The 20,704-nt window shown below is 71.4% G+C and carries 20 protein-coding genes and 4 tRNA genes; 5 read left to right on the forward strand and 19 right to left on the reverse strand.

What is annotated here, in order from left to right; genetic code table 11:
• Positions 1-2: 2 nt before the first annotated feature.
• Positions 3-713: an MBL fold metallo-hydrolase gene (locus tag ACFP2E_RS04485; RefSeq protein WP_378521441.1), complete on the reverse strand. Its 711-nt coding sequence runs from the start codon at positions 711-713 to the stop codon at positions 3-5.
• Positions 714-839: 126 nt separating this feature from the next.
• Between ACFP2E_RS04485 and ACFP2E_RS04490 the strand changes: the two genes are divergently transcribed.
• Complete coding sequence (locus ACFP2E_RS04490; RefSeq protein WP_378521440.1) at positions 840-2,066, forward strand: DUF349 domain-containing protein; 1,227 nt, start codon at positions 840-842, stop codon at positions 2,064-2,066.
• A gap of 148 nt (positions 2,067-2,214) precedes the next feature.
• On the opposite strand, the gene ACFP2E_RS04495 is transcribed toward ACFP2E_RS04490, so the two are convergent.
• From ACFP2E_RS04495 to ACFP2E_RS04580, 18 genes are all read right to left on the reverse strand, one after another.
• Positions 2,215-4,446, reverse strand: coding sequence for a RelA/SpoT family protein (locus ACFP2E_RS04495; protein ID WP_378521466.1), 2,232 nt, complete (start codon positions 4,444-4,446; stop codon positions 2,215-2,217).
• Positions 4,447-4,541: 95 nt separating this feature from the next.
• Positions 4,542-5,084 carry an adenine phosphoribosyltransferase gene (locus tag ACFP2E_RS04500; RefSeq protein ID WP_378521465.1) on the reverse strand — a complete coding sequence of 181 codons (543 nt, stop codon included), beginning with the start codon at positions 5,082-5,084 and terminating at the stop codon, positions 4,542-4,544.
• Positions 5,085-5,110: 26 nt separating this feature from the next.
• Entirely contained in the window at positions 5,111-6,346 is a 1,236-nt protein-coding gene (secF, locus tag ACFP2E_RS04505) for a protein translocase subunit SecF (RefSeq protein ID WP_378521439.1), read from the reverse strand.
• Positions 6,346-8,121: a protein translocase subunit SecD gene (gene secD / locus ACFP2E_RS04510; RefSeq protein ID WP_378521438.1), complete on the reverse strand. Its 1,776-nt coding sequence runs from the start codon at positions 8,119-8,121 to the stop codon at positions 6,346-6,348. The genes secF and secD overlap by 1 nt, the downstream gene beginning before the upstream one ends.
• Position 8,122: 1 nt before the next feature.
• The gene (yajC, locus tag ACFP2E_RS04515) at positions 8,123-8,434 is read right to left on the reverse strand and encodes a preprotein translocase subunit YajC (RefSeq protein ID WP_378521437.1); all 312 of its coding nucleotides are present in this window, start codon (positions 8,432-8,434) and stop codon (positions 8,123-8,125) included.
• A 93-nt stretch (positions 8,435-8,527) separates the two neighbouring features.
• Positions 8,528-9,595, reverse strand: a complete 1,068-nt coding sequence (gene ruvB, locus ACFP2E_RS04520; RefSeq protein ID WP_378521464.1) for a Holliday junction branch migration DNA helicase RuvB — start codon at positions 9,593-9,595, stop codon at positions 8,528-8,530.
• Between the two features lie 2 nt (positions 9,596-9,597).
• A complete protein-coding gene (gene ruvA / locus ACFP2E_RS04525; RefSeq protein ID WP_378521436.1) occupies positions 9,598-10,212 on the reverse strand; it encodes a Holliday junction branch migration protein RuvA in 615 nt (204 codons plus the stop codon).
• Complete coding sequence (gene ruvC / locus ACFP2E_RS04530) at positions 10,209-10,790, reverse strand: crossover junction endodeoxyribonuclease RuvC (protein WP_378521435.1); 582 nt, start codon at positions 10,788-10,790, stop codon at positions 10,209-10,211. The genes ruvA and ruvC overlap by 4 nt, the downstream gene beginning before the upstream one ends.
• A 76-nt stretch (positions 10,791-10,866) precedes the next feature.
• Positions 10,867-11,631, reverse strand: a complete 765-nt coding sequence (locus ACFP2E_RS04535; protein ID WP_378521434.1) for a YebC/PmpR family DNA-binding transcriptional regulator — start codon at positions 11,629-11,631, stop codon at positions 10,867-10,869.
• A 48-nt stretch (positions 11,632-11,679) separates the two neighbouring features.
• Positions 11,680-12,276: a pyridoxal 5'-phosphate synthase glutaminase subunit PdxT gene (gene pdxT / locus ACFP2E_RS04540; RefSeq protein WP_378521433.1), complete on the reverse strand. Its 597-nt coding sequence runs from the start codon at positions 12,274-12,276 to the stop codon at positions 11,680-11,682.
• Between the two features lie 85 nt (positions 12,277-12,361).
• Positions 12,362-13,210 carry a pyridoxal 5'-phosphate synthase lyase subunit PdxS gene (gene pdxS, locus ACFP2E_RS04545; protein ID WP_378521463.1) on the reverse strand — a complete coding sequence of 283 codons (849 nt, stop codon included), beginning with the start codon at positions 13,208-13,210 and terminating at the stop codon, positions 12,362-12,364.
• Between the two features lie 165 nt (positions 13,211-13,375).
• On the reverse strand, positions 13,376-13,990 hold the full coding sequence (gene pgsA, locus ACFP2E_RS04550; protein ID WP_378521432.1) for a phosphatidylinositol phosphate synthase: 615 nt from the start codon (positions 13,988-13,990) through the stop codon (positions 13,376-13,378).
• An 81-nt stretch (positions 13,991-14,071) separates the two neighbouring features.
• Positions 14,072-14,692: a hypothetical protein gene (locus ACFP2E_RS04555; protein ID WP_378521431.1), complete on the reverse strand. Its 621-nt coding sequence runs from the start codon at positions 14,690-14,692 to the stop codon at positions 14,072-14,074.
• Between the two features lie 43 nt (positions 14,693-14,735).
• Entirely contained in the window at positions 14,736-15,350 is a 615-nt protein-coding gene (locus ACFP2E_RS04560; protein WP_378521430.1) for an antibiotic biosynthesis monooxygenase, read from the reverse strand.
• 108 nt (positions 15,351-15,458) lie between these two features.
• Positions 15,459-16,022: an HIT family protein gene (locus ACFP2E_RS04565; RefSeq protein WP_378521429.1), complete on the reverse strand. Its 564-nt coding sequence runs from the start codon at positions 16,020-16,022 to the stop codon at positions 15,459-15,461.
• A 16-nt stretch (positions 16,023-16,038) separates the two neighbouring features.
• Positions 16,039-18,027: a threonine--tRNA ligase gene (gene thrS, locus ACFP2E_RS04570; protein WP_378521428.1), complete on the reverse strand. Its 1,989-nt coding sequence runs from the start codon at positions 18,025-18,027 to the stop codon at positions 16,039-16,041.
• 164 nt (positions 18,028-18,191) lie between these two features.
• Positions 18,192-18,266 (reverse strand) — tRNA-Val (locus ACFP2E_RS04575).
• Between the two features lie 115 nt (positions 18,267-18,381).
• Positions 18,382-19,203, reverse strand: a complete 822-nt coding sequence (locus ACFP2E_RS04580; RefSeq protein WP_378521427.1) for an aminotransferase class IV — start codon at positions 19,201-19,203, stop codon at positions 18,382-18,384.
• Between the two features lie 130 nt (positions 19,204-19,333).
• On the opposite strand from ACFP2E_RS04580, the gene ACFP2E_RS04585 reads away from it, so the two are divergent.
• The 4 genes from ACFP2E_RS04585 to ACFP2E_RS04600 all read left to right on the forward strand — a co-directional run bounded on the left by ACFP2E_RS04585 (position 19,334) and on the right by ACFP2E_RS04600 (position 20,698).
• Positions 19,334-19,406 (forward strand) — tRNA-Gly (locus ACFP2E_RS04585).
• Positions 19,407-19,439: 33 nt separating this feature from the next.
• A tRNA-Cys gene (locus tag ACFP2E_RS04590) sits at positions 19,440-19,513 on the forward strand.
• Positions 19,514-19,539: 26 nt separating this feature from the next.
• Positions 19,540-19,614 (forward strand) — tRNA-Val (locus tag ACFP2E_RS04595).
• Positions 19,615-19,789: 175 nt separating this feature from the next.
• Positions 19,790-20,698: a hypothetical protein gene (locus ACFP2E_RS04600; protein ID WP_378521426.1), complete on the forward strand. Its 909-nt coding sequence runs from the start codon at positions 19,790-19,792 to the stop codon at positions 20,696-20,698.
• The last annotated feature ends 6 nt before the right edge of the window (positions 20,699-20,704 follow it).

The following is a 20,704-nucleotide window of genomic DNA, read 5'->3' on the forward strand; positions in this document are numbered from 1 at the left end:
TGTCAGAGACCTCGGGTCACTCGACCCGCAGAACCGTCCGCCTGGAGGTCCTGCAGGAAGGGGTTGGTCGCGCGCTCGCGACCGATGGACGTCTGCTCGCCGTGACCGGGGAGCACCACGATGTCGTCGGCGAGCGGCAGCACCTTCTCGGTGAGGCTGCGCAGCATCGTGGCGTGGTCACCGCCCGGCAGGTCCGTGCGTCCGATGGAGCCGGCGAAGAGCAGGTCGCCCGAGAACATGACCTCGGAGACGTCGTCGGCGGGGTACGGCGTGCGGAAGGTGACCGACCCCTCGGTATGGCCCGGGGTGTGGTCGACGACGAACCGCAGGCCGGCCAGCTCGAGCTCCTGCAGGTCGGAGAGCTCCCGGACGTCGTCGGGCTCCGCCCACTCGTAGGAGCCGCCGAGGAGCATCTGGGTGGTCTCGCGCGACATGCCGGCCATCGGGTCGGTCAGCAGGTGGCGGTCGTCGGGGTGGACCCAGGCGGTGGCGTCGTAGGTGCCGGCCACCGGCGCCACGCACCACATGTGGTCGACGTGGCCGTGGGTCACCAGGACCGCCACGGGCTTCAGCTTGTGCTCCCGGACCACCTCGGCGACCCCCGCCGCCGCGTCCTTGCCGGGATCGATCACCACGCACTCGCTGCCGGGTCCGGTGGCGGCGACGTAGCAGTTGGTCCCCCAGGGTCCTGCGGGAAAGCCGGCGATGAACACCCACGCAGGGTAGCCGCCGCGCCGACCGCCGTCCGCACCGGCCGGTCCCGCACGAGCCCGGTCCTGACTAGCATGGGCCGTGCATCCGCACCGAGCGTGCGTCCGAGCGAGCGAAGAGGAACACCTGTGACGAGCCATGAGTGGGGTCGGGTCGCCGAGGACGGCACGGTCTACGTGAAGACCGCCGACGGCGAGCGCTCCGTCGGCCAGTACCCCGAGGGCACGCCCGAGGAGGCCCTGAAGTTCTTCACCGAGCGCTACGACGCGCTGGCGTTCGAGGTGAACCTCCTCGAGCAGCGGGTCCGGGCGGGCAAGCTCTCGCCGGAGGAGGCCGCCGAGTCGGTGCGCACCGTCCGCGAGCAGGTCGTCGACGCCCACGCCGTCGGTGACCTCGCGTCCCTGGTCGGGCGGCTCGACTCGCTCGGCCCGGTCATCGAGCAGCAGCGCGCCGCCCGCAGGGCCGAGCGCGCCCAGAAGGCGGAGGAGTCCCGCGGCCGCAAGGAGGAGATCGTCGCCGAGGCCGAGCGGCTCGCCGAGGGCACCGACTGGCGCCACGGCGCCAACCGGCTGCGCGAGCTCCTCGACCAGTGGAAGGCGCTCCCCCGGATCGACCGCGCCTCCGACGACGCCCTGTGGCGCCGCTTCTCGACTGCCCGCACCGCCTACACCCGGCGGCGCAAGGCGCACTTCGCCGAGCAGAACGAGCGCCGCGAGGCCGCCCGTGGGGTGAAGGAGAAGCTCGCCGCCGAGGCCGAGGGCCTCGCCTCCTCGACCGACTGGGGACCCACCTCGGGCCGCTTCCGCGACCTGATGCGGCAGTGGAAGGCCGCGGGTCCCGCGCCCCGCGACGTCGACGAGGCACTGTGGAAGCGGTTCCGGGGCGCCCAGGACCAGTTCTTCGGGGCCCGCGACGCCGCCGCCGCGGAGCAGGACCAGGAGTTCGCGGCCAACGCCGAGGTCAAGGAGCAGCTCCTGGCCGAGGCCGAGGCGCTGCTGCCGGTCACCGACCTCGACGCCGCCAAGAGGACGATGCGCGACATCGCCGAGCGGTGGGAGGCGGCCGGGAAGGTGCCGCGGGCCCGGATCAAGGAGCTCGAGGGCCGGATCCGCAAGGTCGAGCAGGCCATCCGGGACGTCGAGGACGAGCAGTGGCGCCGCACCGACCCGGAGAAGTCGGCGCGCGCCGACGACATGGTCTCCAAGCTCGAGGCGGCGATCGCCCAGGTCGAGGCCGACCTCGAGAAGGCCCGTGCGGCCGGCGACGACCGCAAGGTCACCGAGCTCGAGGAGAACCTCGCGTCGCGGCGCCAGTTCCTCGACATGGCCAAGAAGGCCTCCGCCGACTTTTCGTAGCTCGGGGCCGACGAGCCTGCGAGTCGGCGCCGAACGCGGAGAAGATCGAGCGAGCCCGCGGCCGAGCCGGCGAGGTCGCGTCGGCGGGTCGAGATCCAGTGAGGTGCGCAGGGCGGCGACCAGTGCCGCCGCGGGACGCATCGTAGCGCTACTGCGTCACCCGGTAGGCGTCGAAGACGCCGGGCACCGACCGCACTGCGCGCAGCACGCTGTCGAGGTGCTTCGACTCGGCCATCTCGAACGTGAAGCGGCTCTTCGCGACCCGGTCCCGCGTGGTCGACAGCGTCGCGCTGAGGATGTTCACGTGGGCGTCGGAGAGCGCCATCGTGATGTCGGAGAGCAGCCGCGCCCGGTCGAGGGCCTCCACCTGGATGTTGACCAGGAACGTCGACTGGCCGGTCGGCGCCCACTCGACCTCGAGCAGCCGCTCCGGCTGGCTGCGCAGGCTCTCGGCGTTGGTGCAGTCGTGACGGTGCACGGAGACACCGCCGCCCTTGGTGACGAACCCGAGGATCGGGTCGGGAGGCACGGGCGTGCAGCACTTGGCGAGCTTCACCCACACGTCGCTGGTGCCCTTGACGATCACGCCGGAGTCGCCGGCCGGGGTCACCCGCGGCCCGCGCCGGCGTCCGGTGATGGTGACGCCCTCGGCGAGGTCCTCCGCGGCGCCCTCGGCGCCGCCGTGCAGGTCGATGACCCGGCGTACGACGGCCTGGGCGCTGAGGTTGCCCTCCCCCACGGCTGCGTAGAGCGCCGAGACGTCGGCGAGCTTGAAGTGGACGGCCGCGAGCGTGAGCGTCTCGTGGGACATCAGCCGCTGCAGCGGCAGCCCCTCCTTGCGCATCATCCGCGCGATCTGGTCCTTGCCGCGCTCGATGGCCTCCTCGCGGCGTTCCTTGGTGAACCACTGACGGATCTTGGAGCGGGCGCGGGGCGACTTGACGAACGTCAGCCAGTCACGCGACGGGCCGGCGTTGGGGGCCTTGGAGGTGAAGATCTCGATGACGTCGCTGTTCTCCAGCGGCGACTCGAGCGGCACCAGCCGGCCGTTGACCCGGGCGCCGATCGTGTGGTGGCCGACCTCGGTGTGGACGGCGTAGGCGAAGTCGACCGGCGTGGCGCCCGCCGGGAGCGCGATCACGTCGCCGCGCGGCGTGAAGACGTAGACCTCCTGGCGGTTGATCTCGAACCGCAGCGACTCCAGGAACTCACCCGGGTCCTCGACGTCGCTCTGCCAGTCGAGGAGCTGGCGCACCCACGTCATGTCGTCGAGGTCGCCCTGGCGGTCGGTGTCCAGGCCGGCCCGGCCGTCCTCCTTGTACTTCCAGTGGGCGGCGACGCCGTACTCGGCGCGACGATGCATCCCGAAGGTGCGGATCTGCATCTCGACGGGCTTGCCCTGAGGACCGATCACCGTGGTGTGCAGCGACTGGTACATGTTGAACTTCGGCATCGCCACGAAGTCCTTGAACCTGCCGAGGACGGGGTTCCAGCGGGCGTGGACGACGCCGAGGGCGGAGTAGCAGTCGCGGTCCTCGTCGACGAGGATCCGGATCCCGACGAGGTCGTAGATGTCCGAGAAGTCGCGGCCCCCGACGATCATCTTCTGGTAGATCGAGTAGTAGTGCTTCGGACGGCCGGTGACCTTGGCCTTGACCTTCGCGTCCTTGAGGTCCTGCTCGACCTGGCTGATGACCTGGGCGAGGAACTGGCCACGCGACGGTGCGCGCTCGGCGACCATCCGGACGATCTCGTCGTAGATCTTCGGGTGGAGCGTGGCGAACGCGAGGTCCTCGAGCTCCCACTTGAGGGTGTTCATGCCGAGCCGGTGGGCCAGCGGCGCGAAGATGTCGAGCGTCTCCCGGGCCACCCGCTCCTGGGTCTCCGGCTTCACGTAGCGCAGGGTGCGCATGTTGTGGAGCCGGTCGGCCAGCTTGATGACGAGGACGCGGATGTCCTTGGACATCGCCACGATCATCTTGCGGATCGTCTCGGCCTGCGCGGAGTCGCCGTACTTGACCTTGTCGAGCTTGGTGACGCCGTCGACGAGGTGGGCCACCTCGTCCCCGAAGTCGTCGCGCAGCTGGTCGAGGGTGTACGGCGTGTCCTCGACCGTGTCGTGCAGCAGCGACGCCACCAGCGTCGGCTCCGTCATGCCGATGTCGGCGAGGATGGTGGTGACCGCGAGCGGGTGGGTGATGTAGGGGTCGCCGCTCTTGCGGGTCTGGCCACGGTGGAATCGCTCGGCGGTGACGTAGGCGCGCTCGAGGAGCGCGAGGTCGGCCTTCGGGTGGTTGGCCCGCACCGCCCGGAACAGCGGCTCGAGGACCGGGTTGCCCGGCTGGCTCCGGGAACCCATCCGGGCGAGCCGCGCGCGCATGCCGCGAGCGGACGTCGTCGAGTCCGCGGCCCGGTCCCGGGTCGCGGAGGTGGCCGCCGGTTCGTCGCTCACGGGGACCAGTCTAGGAGTGACGGTCAGATCGTCAGCAGGCTGCGCAGCGGAAGGTCGCCGATCGTGGCCCGACCCGGCAGGAAGCTCAGCTCCATGAGCACCGACACGCCAACCGGGACGCCACCCGCGCGGCGGACCAGCTCGCTGGTCGCGGCGACCGTGCCGCCGGTCGCGAGCACGTCGTCGACGAGCAGCACCCGGTCCCCCGGCTCGACCGCGTCGGCGTGCATCTCCAGCGTCGCCTGGCCGTACTCGAGCGTGTAGGAGACGGCGTGGGTGTCGCGCGGCAGCTTGCCGGACTTGCGGACCGGGACGAAGCCGGTGCCGAGCGCCAGGGCGACCGGGGCCGCGAGGATGAAGCCGCGGGCCTCCATCCCGATGACCTTGTCGACGACGACCGTTCCCGACGAGTCCCGGCCCGAGGCGGCGAGCGCCTCGACCACCGCGGTGAAGCCGGTGTGGTCGGAGAGCAGCGGCGTGATGTCCTTGAAGACCACGCCCGGCTCGGGGAAGTCCTGGACGTCGACCACGAGCCGCTGCAGCGCGTCGCGCGCCGCAGCGGTCACGTCGGCCCCCGACCGGTCGGCCTGGGTCACTTCTTGCCCCGCTTGGACCGCGGCTTCCGTGTGGGCTGGGCCCGCCCGGCCGCGCCGGACTGCTTCATCGGGCCGTGGGCCTGCGGCACGACCCGGCCGCGGCCGGAGGCCTCGGGCGCGGAGGCCGTAGGGGCGGCCACCGGCTGCTCCACGGGACCGTCGTCGTACGGCAGCCGCACCTCGGGCTCGGCCTGCACCGGCATCCCCTCGCTGAACGCCGGGACCGAGGCGTAGCGGTCGGCCTGGGCGCGCCGGCGTGCCTTCTCGCGCTTCTCGGCCATGACGACCTCGGACTCGTTGCTCTTCAGGTGCACCAGCAGCGGCGTGGCGATGAAGACCGACGAGTAGACGCCGGCGGCCATGCCGACGAACAGCGCCAGCGCCAGGTCCTTCATCGAACCCGTGCCGAGCAGGATCGCGCCGGCGTAGAGGATGCAGCCGACCGGGATGAGCGCGACGACCGAGGTGTTGATCGAGCGGACCAGGGTCTGGTTGACCGCGAGGTTGGAGGCCTCGGCGTAGGTCTGGTGGTGCGATCGCATGTCCTTGGTGTTCTCGCGGACCTTGTCGAACACCACGACGGTGTCGTAGAGCGAGAAGCCGAGGATGGTCAGCACACCGGTGACCGTGGCAGGCGTGACCTCGAAGCCGGACAGCGCGTAGACCCCGACGGTGATGATGACGTCGTGGGCCAGCGCGACCAGCGCGGCCACCGACATCTTCCACTGGCGGAAGTAGGCCCAGATGAAGAGGACCACCAGCACCAGGAAGACGGTGAGGCCGATCAGGGCGCGCTCGGCGACCTCCTGGCCCCAGCTGGCGCCGATCTCGGACTGCGACAGCGCGTCGGCCTGGGCCCCGGTCGTCTCGAGGATGACGTCGGCGACGACCGCCGACTCCTCGTCGGTCAGCGGCTCCGTCTGGACGAGGATCGACTCCGTTCCCGAGGTGGTGACCACGGGCGAGGAGGCGTTGTCGACGCCGCTGTCCGCAACGGCGGTGCGGACGTCGTCGGCGGTGTCCTGGGTCACCTGGCTCGACGGCAGGGTGACGCGGTACTCCGCGCCGCCCGTGAACTCGATGCCCCAGTTGAGCCCCTTGACGAGGAGCCCGGAGAGGCACATGACGACCAGGACGGCGGAGGCGGTGTACCAGAGCCACCGCTTGCCGACGAAGTCGATGGACCTCTTGCCGCTGTAGAGGTCGTTTCCGAGACGCGAGAACTTGCCCATCAGGCCCTCCCTCCCACGGGGAGTCGGTCGAGACCCAGGCTCTCGGCGTCGAGGCCGGAGAGCTTGTGCCCCTTGTTGAAGAACTGGAACCGGCCCAGCCAGGACACCATCGGGTGGGTGAACCAGAAGAACACGGCGAGGTCGATCAGCGTGGACAGGCCGAGCGCGAACGCGAAGCCCTTCACCACGCCCGTGGCGAAGATGAACAGGACCACCGCCGCCAGCAGCGACACCGCGTCGGCCGCGAGGCAGGTGTTGCGGGCGCGGGCCCAGCCGCTCTCCGCGGCCACCCGCATCGACTTGCCCTCACGCATCTCGTCACGGATCCGCTCGAAGTAGACGATGAACGAGTCCGCGGTGATGCCGACCCCGACGATGAGGCCGGCAACGCCCGGGAGGCTGAGCGCGAAGCCGGCGGCCTCGCTGAGCAGCAGCACCATCGCGTAGGTCCATGCCGCCGCCACGAAGAGCGAGGCGAGCACCACGATGCCGAGGCCGCGGTAGTAGAGCATGCAGTAGACCATCACCAGGGCGAGGCCGAAGCCGCCGGCGAGCAGGCCCGCCGAGAGCTGGTTGCCCGCGAGCGAGGGGCCGACCAGCTCGACCTGGGTGCTGTTGTCGTCGAAGGTGACGGGAAGCGCACCGAACTTGAGGCTGGTCGCGAGGCTGCCGGCGGTCGCCTCGGTGAAGTTCCCGCTGATCTGCGCCTGCCCGTTGGTGATGATGCCCTCCATCGTGGGGGCCGAGATCACCTGGCCGTCGAGCACGATGGCGAACTGGTTCTGGGTGCCGAACAGGTCGCGCGAGATGTCGGCGAACGTGTCCGTGGCCTCGCGGTTGAAGTCCAGGGTGACGACCCAGTTGACCTGCTGGTCCGGGATGACCGCGTCGGCGGAGTCGAGCTGGGTGCCTTCGATCATCGAGACCGAGAGGAGGTACTTGATGCCGTCCTCGTCACAGGTGACCAGCGGTCGGTCGGGGTTGTCGTCGACGAGCGCGACCTCGCCCGCGGGCGGGCACTCGTACTCGTTGAAGGCGCGGACGCTGGCCGGGTCGGGGTTGTCCATCCAGGTCAGCGGGTCGTCGACGTTCGCGCCGCCCTCGGGCTGGGCCGGCTGGTCCGACTGACCGGCCCCCTCGCCCGACCCGTTGCCGGACTTGTCGCCGCCGGTGCCCTGCGCCTTGGCGTCCTTCTGACCGTCCTTGCTGCCGGCCTTCTTGTCGCCCTTCTTGTCGGCCCACGCGAGGCCGGGGCGCTCGGCGGCCCCGTCGGAGGTCCCGTCGGAGGTCCCGTCGGAGGTCCCGTCGGAGGACTCGGTCTCGGGGATGACGACACCGGAGCCGCCACCCTGGCCGAGATCCTGGCCGGGCTGCTGCTGCGGCGCCTGGACCGGCTGGCCGCCGCAGGTGGGGTCGAAGGAGGTGCAGGCGACGACGCGGAAGCGCAGCTGTGCCTGGCGCTTCACGGTCTCGACGAGCTCGCGTCGCCCCTCGCCGGGGATCTCGACGACGACGATGTTGTCGCCCTGGGTGTTGACCTCGGACTCCGAGACACCGGAGCCGTTGACGCGCTGGTCGATGATCGCCCGCGCCTGGCCGAGGTTCTCCTGGGTGGTCTCGCCCTTGGCGACCAGGGTGATGCGGGTGCCGCCCTGGAGGTCGAGGCCGAGGCGCGGCGTCCACTCGCCCGCGATGGCGACCAGCCCGAAGGCGATGCCGAGGCAGGCGAAGAAGACCGCGACCGTGCGACCCGGCCGGTAGGTCTTGCGGGCCACGTCAGCCCTCCTCGCCGTGCGGGCCGGACTCACCCTCGTAGCCGCGGTCGGCGGCGGGGGGAACGACCTGGGCGACGGCGCCGCGGGCGACCTGCAGGGTCACGCCCGCGGAGACCTCGAGGTGGAGCCGGTCGCCCTCGGTCGAGACGAGGCGTCCGAAGATGCCGGAGGCGAGCATGACCTCGTCGCCCACGCTGAGCGCGTCCTGCATCCGGCGCAGCTCCCGCTGCCGCTTGGCCTGCGGCCGGATGAGGAGCAGCCAGAAGAGGCCGATGATGGCGACGAGAGGCAACAGGGAGACGAGCTCCGGCACGACAAGACCTTCCGAGCGTGGGGTGGGGAGGCGACCGGCACAGGGCGGTCGACCGACCACGAAGTGTAACCGCGGCCACTCCGCGGACCTGAATCAGTCCTCGAAGAGCGTGGCCTCGCCCGCGCCGGGCGGGGGCGGCGGCGCCTCGAGCCCTAGGTGGGTCCACGCGGCAGGGGTCGCGACCCGGCCGCGCGGGGTGCGGGCGAGCAGGCCCGACCGGACGAGGAAGGGCTCGGCGACCTCCTCGACCGTCTCGCGCTCCTCCCCCACGGCGACGGCCAGTGTCGAGACGCCGACCGGCCCGCCGCCGAAGCGGCGGCAGAGCACGTCGAGGACCGCGCGGTCGAGCCGGTCGAGCCCCGACCCGTCGACCTCGTAGAGGTCCAGCGCACGCCGGGCGACGTCGAGGGTGACCAGCCCGTCGGCCCGGACCTGGGCGTAGTCGCGGACCCGGCGGAGCAGCCGGTTGGCGATGCGGGGGGTGCCGCGGGAGCGGGAGGCGATCTCGGCGGAGCCGTCGGGGGTCAGCTCCACGCCGAGCAGCCCGGCGGAGCGGTGGACGATCAGGTCGAGCTCGTCGGGCTCGTAGAACTCGAGGTGGCCGGTGAAGCCGAACCGGTCGCGCAGCGGCCCCGGCAGCAGGCCGGCGCGCGTGGTGGCGCCGACCAGGGTGAACGGCGGGATCTCCAGCGGGATCGCGGTGGCGCCGGGTCCCTTGCCGATGACGACGTCGACCCGGAAGTCCTCCATCGCCATGTAGAGCATCTCCTCGGCCGGCCGCGACATCCGGTGGATCTCGTCGACGAAGAGGACGTCGCCCTCGTTCATGCCGGACAGGATGGCGGCGAGGTCGCCGGCGTGGGTGATGGCCGGACCACTGGTCAGCCGCAGCGGAGCGGTCATCTCGGCGGCGATGATCATCGCCAGGGTCGTCTTGCCGAGGCCGGGCGGGCCGGAGAGGAGCACGTGGTCGGGCGCGCGGCCCCGCTGCCGGGCCGCCTCGAGCACCAGGCCGAGCTGCGCGCGGACCCGCTGCTGGCCCACGACCTCGTCGAGGGTCCGCGGCCGGAGCGCGGCCTCCACCGCACGCTCGTCGCCCTCGGCCTCCGCCGCGGTGAGCGAGCGCAGGTGGGCCTCCTCGGCTGCCTCCAGGTGGTCCATGGTCACGCCTTGCTGAGGGTACGGAGGGCCGCGCGCAGCAGTCCGGCCACGGCGCCGGCGTCGGCGGCCGGTCCCGGCTGCTGCTCGGCGGCAACGGTCTCGATCGCCCGGTCGGCGTCCTTGGCCGACCAGCCGAGGCCGACCAGGCCCTGGCGGACCTGGTCGCGCCAGGCCTCCGCCGGGGCCGGGACCGCCGCCCGGGCGCCGCTGCCGACCGGGGCGCCCAGCCGGTCCTTGAGCTCGAGGATGATCCGCTGCGCCCCCTTCTGGCCGATGCCGGGGACGCGGGTCAGCGTCTTGACGTCGTCGGCGGCCACCGCGACCCGCAGGTCGTCGGGCGAGAGCACCGCGAGCATTGCCTGGGCCAGCTTGGGGCCGACGCCGGACGCGGTCTGGACGAGCTCGAAGGTCGCGCGCTCGTCCTCGTCGACGAAGCCGAAGAGGGTGAGGGAGTCCTCGCGCACCACCATGCTCGTCGGCAGGGTGGCCGGCTGGCCCGGGCGGAGCGTGGCGAGCGTGCCGGGGGTGCACTGCACCTCGAGGCCGATGCCCCCCACCTCCACGACCGCACTGGTGAGACCGACCGCGGCGACGTCGCCGCGCACGAACGAGATCATCTGCTGCTCCTGGGGGTTGCCGGGGTGCCGGGGCGGGTCGCCTGCCGCTGGGCCGCCCGCTGTGCTGATCTCTGGGCGGCGAGCGCCGCCTCGATGCGGGACTGGGCGCCGCCGCGCCAGACGTGGGTGATGGCGAGGGCCAGCGCGTCGGCCGCGTCGGCCGGCTTCGGGGGCGCGTCGAGCCGGAGGATCCGGGTCACCATCGCGCCCACCTGGGCCTTGGCCGCGCGACCGCTGCCGGAGACCGCCGCCTTCACCTCGCTGGGGGTGTGCAGCGCGACCGGCAGGCCCCGGCGGGCGGCGGCGACCAGGGCGATGCCGCTCGCCTGGGCGGTGCCCATGATCGTGCTCGAGTCGGAGCGGGCGAAGACCCGCTCCACGGCGACGGCGTCCGGGGCGTACTCGTCGAGCCAGGCGTCGATGCCCCGCTCGATGGTGACCAGCCGCTCCGCCACCGGCAGGTCGGCGCTGGTCCGCAGCACGTTGACGTCGACGAGGTGGAGCGGTCGACCCACCGAGCCCTCGACCACGCCCATCCCGCAGCGGGTGAGGCCGGGGTCGATCCCGAGCACACGCATCACGACGCCTTCCGTCCGAACACCTGTTCGGAGTCCACGCTAACCGGCCGCGCCGACCGATCGGCGTACGACACGCTCAGGCGTCGAGCTGCTCCATGACCTCGTCGCTCACGTCGTAGTTGGCGTAGAGGTTCTGGACGTCGTCGAGGTCCTCGAGAACGTCGATCAGCCGGAACAGCTTGCCGGCGCCGTCGGCGTCCAGCGCTATCTTGTTGTCGGGGACGAACGACGCCTCGGCAGAGTCGTAGTCGATCCCGGCGGCCTGGAGGGCGCTGCGGACGGCCACGAGGTCGGTGGCCTCGGAGATCACCTCGAAGGACTCACCCAGGTCGGCCACCTCCTCGGCACCGGCGTCGAGGGTGGCCTCGAGGACGTCGTCCTCGGTGACGGTCCGGCCGTCCTGCTCCACCGGGACGACCACGACGCCCTTGCGGTTGAAGAGGAAGGAGACCGACCCCGGGTCGGCCAGCGAGCCGCCGTTGCGGGTCATCGCGGTGCGGACCTCCATGGCGGCCCGGTTCTTGTTGTCGGTGAGGCACTCGATCAGCATCGCCACGCCCGAGGGGCCGTAGCCCTCGTACATGATCGTCTGGTACTCCGCGCCGCCGGTCTCGGCGCCGGAGCCGCGCTTGACCGCGCGGTCGATGTTGTCGTTGGGGACCGAGGCCTTCTTGGCCTTCTGGATGGCGTCGTAGAGCGTGGGGTTGCCCGCGGGGTCTCCCCCGCCCATCCGCGCGGCCACCTCGATGTTCTTGATGAGCTTGGCGAACATCTTGCCGCGCTTGGCGTCGATGACGGCCTTCTTGTGCTTGGTCGTCGCCCACTTGGAGTGCCCAGCCATGCGTCTCTTCTCTTCGTCTCGTCTCGCGCGTACGTCGTCGTCCGGACCTCAGGAGGAGCGGACCAGCTCCACGAACTGCCGGTGCACCCGGTCGTCGCCCCCCACCTCGGGGTGGAAGGAGGTCGCCATCAGCGGCCCCTGCCGGACCGCGACGATCCTACCCGCGGCCGGGCCGCGCTCCACCCGGGCGAGCACCTCGACGTCCGGCCCGGCCTCCTCGACCCACGGCGCCCGGATGAAGACCGCGTGCACCGGGGCGTCGAGGCCGCGGAAGTCGAGGTCGTCCTCGAACGAGTCGACCTGGCGGCCGAAGGCGTTGCGGCGCACGGTGGCGTCGAGGCCGCCGAGCGTCTCCTGGCCCGGGGCGCCGTCGAGGATCCTGTCGGCGAGCATGATCATCCCGGCGCAGGTGCCGAAGACCGGCATGCCGGCGGCGACCCGCTTGCGCAGCGGCTCGAGGAGCTCGAAGGTGCGGGCCAGCTTGGCCATCGTGGTGGACTCGCCGCCCGGCAGCACGAGGCCGTCGCAGGCCTCGAGCTCGGAGGGCCGGCGCACGGGCATGGTCGTCGCGCCGAGGTCGCCGAGCACGCGCAGGTGCTCGCGGACGTCCCCCTGGAGCGCGAAGACGCCGATGGTGCAGGTCACGCCCGGATGGTAGTCCCGGGGCCCGGACGGCCGCGGGCCGGGCCACGTCACCGTGGCCCGGCCCGTCAGTCGCGAGTCGGTCAGGTCACCAGCCGCGCTCGGCGAGCCGGTGCGGGACCGGGATGTCGTCGACGTTGATGCCCACCATGGCCTCACCGAGGCCGCGCGAGACCTTGGCGACCACGTCCGGGTCGTCGTAGAAGGTCGTCGCCTTCACGATGGCCTCGGCGCGCTGGGCGGGGTTGCCGGACTTGAAGATGCCGGAGCCCACGAAGACGCCCTCGGCGCCGAGCTGCATCATCATCGCCGCGTCCGCCGGAGTCGCGATGCCGCCGGCGGTGAACAGCACGACCGGCAGCTTGCCGGCCTCGGCCACCTCCTTGACGAGGTCGTACGGCGCCTGCAGCTCCTTCGCCGCGACGTACAGCTCGTCGGGGCTCAGCGAGGTGAGCCGGCGGATCTCGCCGCCGATGGTGCGCATGTGGGTGACCGCGTTGGACACGTCGCCGGTGCCGGCCTCGCCCTTGGAGCGGATCATCGCCGCGCCCTCGGTGATCCGCCGCAGCGCCTCGCCGAGGTTGGTCGCGCCGCACACGAACGGGACCGTGAAGGCCCACTTGTCGATGTGGTTGGCGTAGTCGGCCGGCGTGAGCACCTCGGACTCGTCGATGTAGTCGACGCCCAGGCTCTGCAGGACCTGCGCCTCGGCGAAGTGGCCGATGCGGGCCTTCGCCATGACGGGGATCGAGACGGCCTCGATGATGCCGTCGATCATGTCCGGGTCGCTCATCCGGGAGACGCCCCCCTGCGCCCGGATGTCGGCCGGAACCCGCTCGAGCGCCATGACGGCGACCGCGCCGGCGTCCTCGGCGATCTTCGCCTGCTCGGGAGTGACGACGTCCATGATGACGCCGCCCTTCAGCATCTCGGCCATGCCGCGCTTGACGCGGGTGGTGCCGGTGCCGGTGGTGGAGCCGCCCTCGGTGGTGGCCGAGGCGTGCTCGTGGGGGTGGTTCTCTGCCATGCGCTCATGGTACGGGCGCGTCCGTGACCGGCCGCATCGGCAGGACACCCTGCGGGCAGCACCGCCCGCGCCCTGTCAGGCGGCGCTGCCGGAGAGGGCCTGGCGGCGGACGACCCAGATCCGCTGGCCGACGGTCACGGTGCTGGCCAGTGCGAGCGCCCACAGCGTGACGTGCAGCAGCACCGGCAGGTCGAGCAGTCCGCTGAAGCCGGTCATGACGAGGATCGCGACGAGGCGGTCGGCCCGCTCGGCGATGCCGACCTTGGCCTCGAAGCCGAGCGACTCGGCGCGTGCGCGCGCGTAGGACACCACGCCGCCCATCACGAGGCAGACGAGGGACAGGGCGAGGTACAGGTCGCTGTCGCCGGGCCCCGCGAAGTAGAGCGCGAGACCGCTGAAGATCGCGGCGTCGCCGATCCGGTCCAGCGTCGAGTCCAGGAACGCCCCGAACGGCGACGTGCGACCGCTGAGCCGGGCCATGTGCCCGTCGATGAGGTCGCTGAACACGAACGCCGTGATGAACAGGACGCCGAGGAGCAGCTCACCGCGGGGGAAGAAGACGAGGGCACCGACCGACACCCCCAGGGTGCCGACCAGGGTGACGACGTCGGGGCTGACCCCCATCCGGAGGAGCAGGCGGGCGATCGGCGAGAAGACCTTCGTCCAGAAGGCCCGGAAGCGTTCCATCATGGTGGCCGCAGGCTACCGGGCATCCCCGCCGCGCCGACGCCGCCTCGCGCAGGCAGCGTCGTCGGGGCTCTACGGAACGGTTCAGACCAGCTCGGGCACCCGCAGGTGAGCCAGCACCAGCTCCATCTCCGCCACGTCGAGGACGTCCACGCCGACCTCGCGGGCGCGGGCCTCGCGGAGCGCCCAGGCCCGGTCCCGGCTCGCCTCCATGGCGTCCCAGGTGTCGTACGTCGCGGTGCTGCAGGCGCGCGCCAGGCCACGGTTGACCAGCAGGCTGGCGTTGACGAACCCGGGCAGCGACTCCATCTCCGGCATCAGGCTGGCGCGGTAGACCGCGATGCCGCTGTCCACGCGGGCGTGGTCGGTGCGCAGCCAGGCCACGCGGCAGCAGGCGCCGTCCTCCACCCGGTGTGCCCGGTGCATGACCGCGACCTCCCACTCCTCGACGAGAGGCATCCCGCCGAGGAGTCGGGCACCGCGGTGACGCAGCGGTGCGAGGTGGAGGTCGCTGGCGCGCATGTCGCCGGCGGTGCGCCAGGAGCTGGTGACGATGCACCGGCCCGTGACACGGTCGACGAGCATCGAGAGCCCGACCCAGCCGGGCCGCTCGGGCATCTCGGGGAGGACCTCGTCCCGGACGTAGGCGATGCCGTCCTCGAGCCGGTCGACGTCGCCCTGGATGGTGATGGATCGTGCGTACACGAGGTCCTTCCTCTCCGTGTGCCGGCCTGTCCGGAGCTGTCCGTCAGACGAGCTCGGGCAGGTGCAGGTGGGCCAGCTCGAGGTCGAACTCGGCGATGTCGAGGAACTCGGCGCCGATGCGGTCGCCGGCGTGGGACCGGATGCCTGCGGCCTTGGTGCGGCTCTCCGCGAGAGCCTCGTGGCTGTCGAACGTGACGGTGGTGGTGAAACGGTTCGTCGACCGGTCGATGAACAGGCTGGCGTTGCAGAAGCCGTTCATACCCTCGGCCTTGGGCAGGACCTCGTCGCGGAAGAAGCCAACGGCGCGGTCGACGTCGGGGACGCGGCCCCAGGTGACGCGGCAGCAGGCGCCGACGCCGGTGTGGTGGTCACGGTGCATCATCGCGACCTCCCACTCGTCGACCTCGGGGGTGCCGCCGAGGATCTCACCGCCACGCGCGCGGACGGGGGCGAGACTGTCGCGGCTCTCGTCGAGGGCCTCCTTGCTGTCCCACGAGCTGGTCGCGATGCCGCGGCCCGACTCGCGGTCGACGACGAGGGACAGGCCGAGACAACCGTCCATGGAGGTGATCATGGGCATGACCTCGTCGCGGACGAAGGCGATCACGGCGTCGACGTTGGCGGGGTCCCCCTTGATGGTGGTGGAACGGGCGTACATGCGCTGCCTCCAGCGGGGTCCGGGCGGCACCCCGGCGGCGCCGCCGCTCGACTCCCACCCTGCTCCGGTGACCGGGCAGGGGCAATGACGCGAAGGGGCTAGCCCGGCCTAGCCGGTGGCGGCTTGCTGCTCCCAGGCCTGGGCCACGAGCACCCGGGTGTCTCCGAGGAGCTCCGGCAGCGTCTTGGTGCGCCCGATGATGGGCATGAAGTTCTGGTCGCCGGGCCAGCGCGGCACGACGTGCTGGTGGAGGTGGGCCGCGATGCCCGCCCCGGCGACGTACCCCTGGTTCATCCCGATGTTGAACCCCTTGGCCGCCGACACCGAGCGGATGACCGTCATCGCCTGTCGGGTGAGGTCGGCCATCTCGGCAGCCTCCTCGTCCGTGGTCTCCGTGTAGTCGGCGATGTGCCGGTAGGGGCAGACCATGAGGTGGCCCGGAGCGTACGGGTAGAGGTTCAGCACGGCGTAGGCGAACCGCCCCCGCCGCACCACCAACCCGTCCTGGTCGTTCTTCCCCGGGATCCGGCAGAAGGGGCACTGGCCCTCGGTGTCGTCGTCCGGCTTGTTCTCGCCGCGGATGTAGGCCATCCGGTGGGGAGTCCAGAGCCGGTCGAGACCGTCGGCGACGCCGATCCCGTCCTGGTGTGCGATCTCCTCCGGCTCGCTCACGACCTCGGTCCCGTTCTCAGACCTGCACGCGGTTCTCGACAGCCTCCACGACGCGCTTGATCGCCTCGTCGACCGGGACGCCGTTCTCCTGGTGTCCGTCGCGGTAGCGGAAGGACACGGCGCCCGCCTCGATGTCCTGGTCGCCGGCGATCACCATGAACGGCACCTTCTGGAGCTGCGCGTTGCGGATCTTCTTCTGCATCCGGTCGTCGGAGTCGTCGACCTCGACGCGCAGCCCAGCCGCCTGCATCCGTCGCGCGACGTCGTACAGGTAGTCGTGGTGGCGCTCCGCGATCGGGATGCCCTGGACCTGGACCGGGGCGAGCCACGGGGGGAAGGCACCGGCGTAGTGCTCGACGAGGACGCCGAAGAAGCGCTCCAGCGAGCCGAACTTCGCCGAGTGGATCATCACCGGCTGCTGCCGGCTGCCGTCGGCAGCCTGGTACTCGAGCCCGAAGCCCTTCGGCTGGTTGAAGTCGTACTGGATGGTCGACATCTGCCAGGTGCGGCCGATCGCGTCCCGGCACTGCACGGAGATCTTGGGGCCGTAGAACGCCGCGCCGCCCGGGTCCGGCACCAGCTCGAGGCCGGAGTCCGTGGCGACCTTCTCGAGGATCGCGGTGGCGGTCGCCCAGTCCTCGTCGGACCCGACGAACTTGTCCTTCTTGCTGTCGTCACGCGTCGACAGCTCGAGGTAGAAGTCGTCGAGCCCGAAGTCCTTGAGCAGGCTCAGCACGAAGTCCAGCAGGTGCTTGATCTCCTCGGGGGCCTGCTCCGGGGTGACGTAGGAGTGGGAGTCGTCCTGGGTCATGCCGCGGACCCGGGTCAGGCCGTGGACGACGCCGGACTTCTCGAAGCGGTAGACCGACCCGAACTCGAAGAACCGCAGCGGCAGCTCGCGGTAGGACCGTCCGCGTGAGCGGAAGATCAGGTTGTGCATCGGGCAGTTCATCGCCTTGAGGAAGTACCGGCTGTTCTCCAGCTCCATCGGCGGGAACATGGTGTCCTCGTAGTACGGCAGGTGCCCGGAGGTGTGGAACAGCCCCTCCTTGGTGATGTGGGGCGTGCCGACGTACTGGAAGCCCTCCTCGATGTGGCGGGCGCGGACGTAGTCCTCCATCACCCGCTTGATCACGCCGCCCTTGGGGTGGAAGACGACCATGCCCGACCCGATCTCGTCGGGGAAGCTGAAGAGGTCGAGGTCGCGACCCAGCTTGCGGTGGTCGCGCCGCTCGGCCTCCTCGAGGCGGTGGAGGTGCTCCTCGAGCGCCTCCTTGCTCTCCCAGGCGGTGCCGTAGATCCGCTGGAGCTGGCGGTTGCTCTCGTCGCCGCGCCAGTACGCCGCCGCCGTGCGCATCAGCTTGAAGGCGGGGATCCGCTTCGTGGTCGGCAGGTGCGGGCCACGGCACAGGTCGCCCCACGCCACGTCGCCGTTGCGGCGGACGTTGTCGTAGATCGTCAGCTCGCCGGCGCCGACCTCGACGCCCGCGCCCTCGGCGGCACCCTCGGCGTGGCCGGAGCCCTTGAGGCCGACGAGCTCGAGCTTGTAGGGCTCGTCCTTCAGCTCGTGGATCGCGTCGTGGTCGCTGACGACGCGGCGCGAGAACCGCTGGCCCTCCTTGATGATCTTCCGCATCGCGGTCTCGATCTTCGCGAGGTCCTCGGGGACGAACGGGGTCTCGACGTCGAAGTCGTAGTAGAAGCCGTTCTCGACCGGCGGGCCGATGCCCAGCTTGGCCTCGGGCCAGATCTGCTGCACGGCCTGCGCCATGACGTGCGCGGTCGAGTGGCGCAGGATGTCGCGGCCGTCGGGGCTGTCGATCGCGACGCCCTCGACCTCGTCGCCGTCGGCGAGCTCGTGGGAGAGGTCCTTGAGCTCGCCACCGATACGCGCCGCGATGACGGCGGGGTCCTCGGCGTACAGCTCCCAGGCCTTGGTGCCCGTCGTGACCGTCCGCTCCTCACGCACATCGGCGTGGACGAGGACGACCTTGATGTCGGACACGAGCTCTCCCTGCGTAGGTGGTCTGTCCGCCCGAGTGGGCGGTCCGGACGATCGTATCCGCCGCGCCACCCTCGGCTCGCCCCGGTTTGCGACGTGCGCCAGCAGACCGAGAGGACCTGGCAAAAGCACGAGGCCGGCCCCGTCGGGGACCGGCCTCTGTCTGGTGGTGGGCGATACTGGGTTCGAACCAGTGACCTCTTCGGTGTGAACGAAGCGCGCTACCACTGCGCCAATCGCCCAGACATGCACCCTGCGGTGCGGTGCGGTGCGAAACCATAGCCTATCGACGGCCGGGACTCACATCGACCCGCGCAGGCCGGCCTCCGCTCCGGCCGGGCACTGGTCCGACGGCGGTCAGAGGCCCAGCAGCTCGGGCTCGCGCTCCTGCCAGACACGGCGTACCTCCTCGGTGACCGGGCCCGGCGCCGGCAGCTCCCGGTCGTTCCACCGCTCGACCGCCTGAACGTCGCGGGTCGTCGAGACGAGGAAGACCTCACTGGCCTCGTCGACCACCCCGATCGGCTCGTCGACCTCGGTCCCGCCGTACCACTCCAGCACGAGCGCCCGGGTCACTCCGGCGAGGCAGCCGCTCGCGAGCGTCGGCGTGCGCAGCTCGCCGTCGACGACGTAGAAGACGTTGGAGCCGGTCCCCTCGCACAGGTGGCCGGCGAGGTTCTCGAAGATCGCCTCCGAGGCGCCGTGGCGCTGGGCCTCGGCGAGCGCGACGACGTTCTCGCCGTACGACGTGGTCTTGAGGCCGGCGAGCGCGCCGCGCTCGTTGCGCGGCCACGGCACGGTGACCACCGCGGTCGACTCGGGCCAGTGGCCCATGGTGTCGGCGACGACCACGAGCGTCGGCGGCGCATCGCCGCGGCCGGAGCCGAGGGGCGCCGGCCCGCCGGTCAGGGTGATCCGGATCCGGCCCAGCGGCAGGACCTGGCCCTCGAGCACCGCGGCGACCCCGCGCCGCACCACCCCGGCCTCGGGGACGTCGAGTCCGAGGCCGCGCGCACTCCGCGCGAGCCGGTCGAGGTGCCGGTCGAGGGCGAACGGCTTGCCGTCCACGACCTTGATCGCCTCGAACACCCCGTCGCCGACGGTGAACCCGTGGTCGGTCACCGAGAGGGCCGGAGCCGTGGCGTCGTCGAGCAGCTGTCCGTTCAACCAGGCGCGCATGGCGTCACTCTAGGGACGAAAAGCCCGGAGTTCCGGGGCTTCAACACGCCCGCAGGGGGTCGATTTTGCACCGGGTGGGGCGTGGGCTAATGTTTCGTCTCGCACCGAGGCCCCCGGGCCGAGGAAGCAAGCGGACGTAGCTCAGTTGGTAGAGCGCAACCTTGCCAAGGTTGAGGTCGCGAGTTCGAGCCTCGTCGTCCGCTCGGAGAGGTCTCTCCCATACGTTGGGCCTCCACGGTGGGTTGGCCGAGAGGCGAGGCAACGGACTGCAAATCCGTGTACACGGGTTCAAATCCCGTACCCACCTCCACCAGCCACCGGATAACTCAAGAACTCGGGCGATTGGCGCAGCGGTAGCGCGCTTCCTTGACACGGAAGAGGTCACTGGTTCAAACCCAGTATCGCCCACCACATCACAGGTCGGAGCCCCTCCTCGGAGGGGCTCCTTCCGTTTTGCCGGCGATCCGGTGCCGAGGTCCCGCGAGACGCACCCCGATGGTCCCTGTCACACCCCGCGCCCCCCGACGACCATGGTGGACGAGCGGGGGCCAGTCGATCGGGGCGATCGGGACGATCGGGAGGCGGTGTGGATCCCACGACGGAGGACCGGGTCGTGCGCGACGAGGGGACCCCCGGGCAGCTCGAGGTCGTCACCATGCCGCCGGGGCAGCCCATGCCCTCGCGCGTCGTGGAAGCGGTCGGGTACGTCGGCGGCGCGCTGGCCGCGCTCGGTGGCGTGATCGTCGTGGGGGCAGCCTGGGAGGACCTGTCGGTGTGGGTCCGGCTGGCACTGCTCGGCGTGGCAGTCGTCGCGCTCATCGGCGGCGGCTTTGTGATGCCCGGCCATCTCGGCGCGACGGCGGGCAGGCTGCGCTCGGCGTTCTGGGCGCTGGGCGTCGTCGCGGCAACCGGGCTCTTCGCCGTGGTCGCGGTGGACCTCCTCCACCGTGAGGACGAGGATGTCTTCCTCCCCGCCTTCGCGCCGGCGGCCGTGGTCGCCGCCGTGCTGTGGTGGCGCTGCCAGCGGGTGCTCCAGCAGGCCGCGATGCTCGCCCTCGTGCTGCTGTCGGCATCGGCCCTCGCCGAGCAGCTCACCCTCACCGACTCAGCCTGGCTCGGGGCGGAGATCTGGGCCCTGGGGACGGCCTGCATGGTGCTGGCCTGGCTGGGCTGGTTCCCGCCGCGTGTGGCGGGGGTGTCGCTGGGTGCCCTCGCCGCCCTCCTCGGCTCCTACGGCATGCTCAACGACCTCGGGTTCGCCCTCGGCTTCCTGACCGCCGCGGCGCTGGTGGTCCTCGCAGTGCGGGAGCGTCGGCTGACCTGGCTGGCCGTCGCGGCCACCGCCGTGATGCTCACCGGGCCCAGCGCGGCCTTCGACTGGTTCCCCGGCCGACTCGGGGCTGCGCTCAGCCTGGTCGTCCCGGGCGGCCTGATCCTGGCCGCGGCGGTGTGGGTCACCCGCCACCGGTCACCGCCCGGCAGGCACGCACGCTGATCACCG

The organism is Nocardioides sp. GCM10027114 (assembly GCF_042659625.1).
Classification (GTDB): Bacteria; Actinomycetota; Actinomycetes; order Propionibacteriales; family Nocardioidaceae; genus Nocardioides.

Coding starts and splice junctions, on each gene's coding strand:
- ACFP2E_RS04560 (WP_378521430.1), bottom strand. CDS start 15,350: ATGTACGCCCGTTCCACCACCATCAAGGGGGACCCCGCCAACGTCGAC.
- ACFP2E_RS04495 (WP_378521466.1), bottom strand. CDS start 4,446: ATGCGCGCGCGGCTCGCCCGGATGGGTTCCCGGAGCCAGCCGGGCAAC.
- ACFP2E_RS04580 (WP_378521427.1), bottom strand. CDS start 19,203: ATGCGCGCCTGGTTGAACGGACAGCTGCTCGACGACGCCACGGCTCCG.
- pdxS (WP_378521463.1), bottom strand. CDS start 13,210: ATGGCCGAGATGCTGAAGGGCGGCGTCATCATGGACGTCGTCACTCCC.
- pgsA (WP_378521432.1), bottom strand. CDS start 13,990: ATGATGGAACGCTTCCGGGCCTTCTGGACGAAGGTCTTCTCGCCGATC.
- ruvC (WP_378521435.1), bottom strand. CDS start 10,790: ATGCGTGTGCTCGGGATCGACCCCGGCCTCACCCGCTGCGGGATGGGC.
- secF (WP_378521439.1), bottom strand. CDS start 6,346: ATGGGCAAGTTCTCGCGTCTCGGAAACGACCTCTACAGCGGCAAGAGG.
- ruvB (WP_378521464.1), bottom strand. CDS start 9,595: ATGGACCACCTGGAGGCAGCCGAGGAGGCCCACCTGCGCTCGCTCACC.
- ruvA (WP_378521436.1), bottom strand. CDS start 10,212: ATGATCTCGTTCGTGCGCGGCGACGTCGCCGCGGTCGGTCTCACCAGT.
- ACFP2E_RS04535 (WP_378521434.1), bottom strand. CDS start 11,631: ATGGCTGGGCACTCCAAGTGGGCGACGACCAAGCACAAGAAGGCCGTC.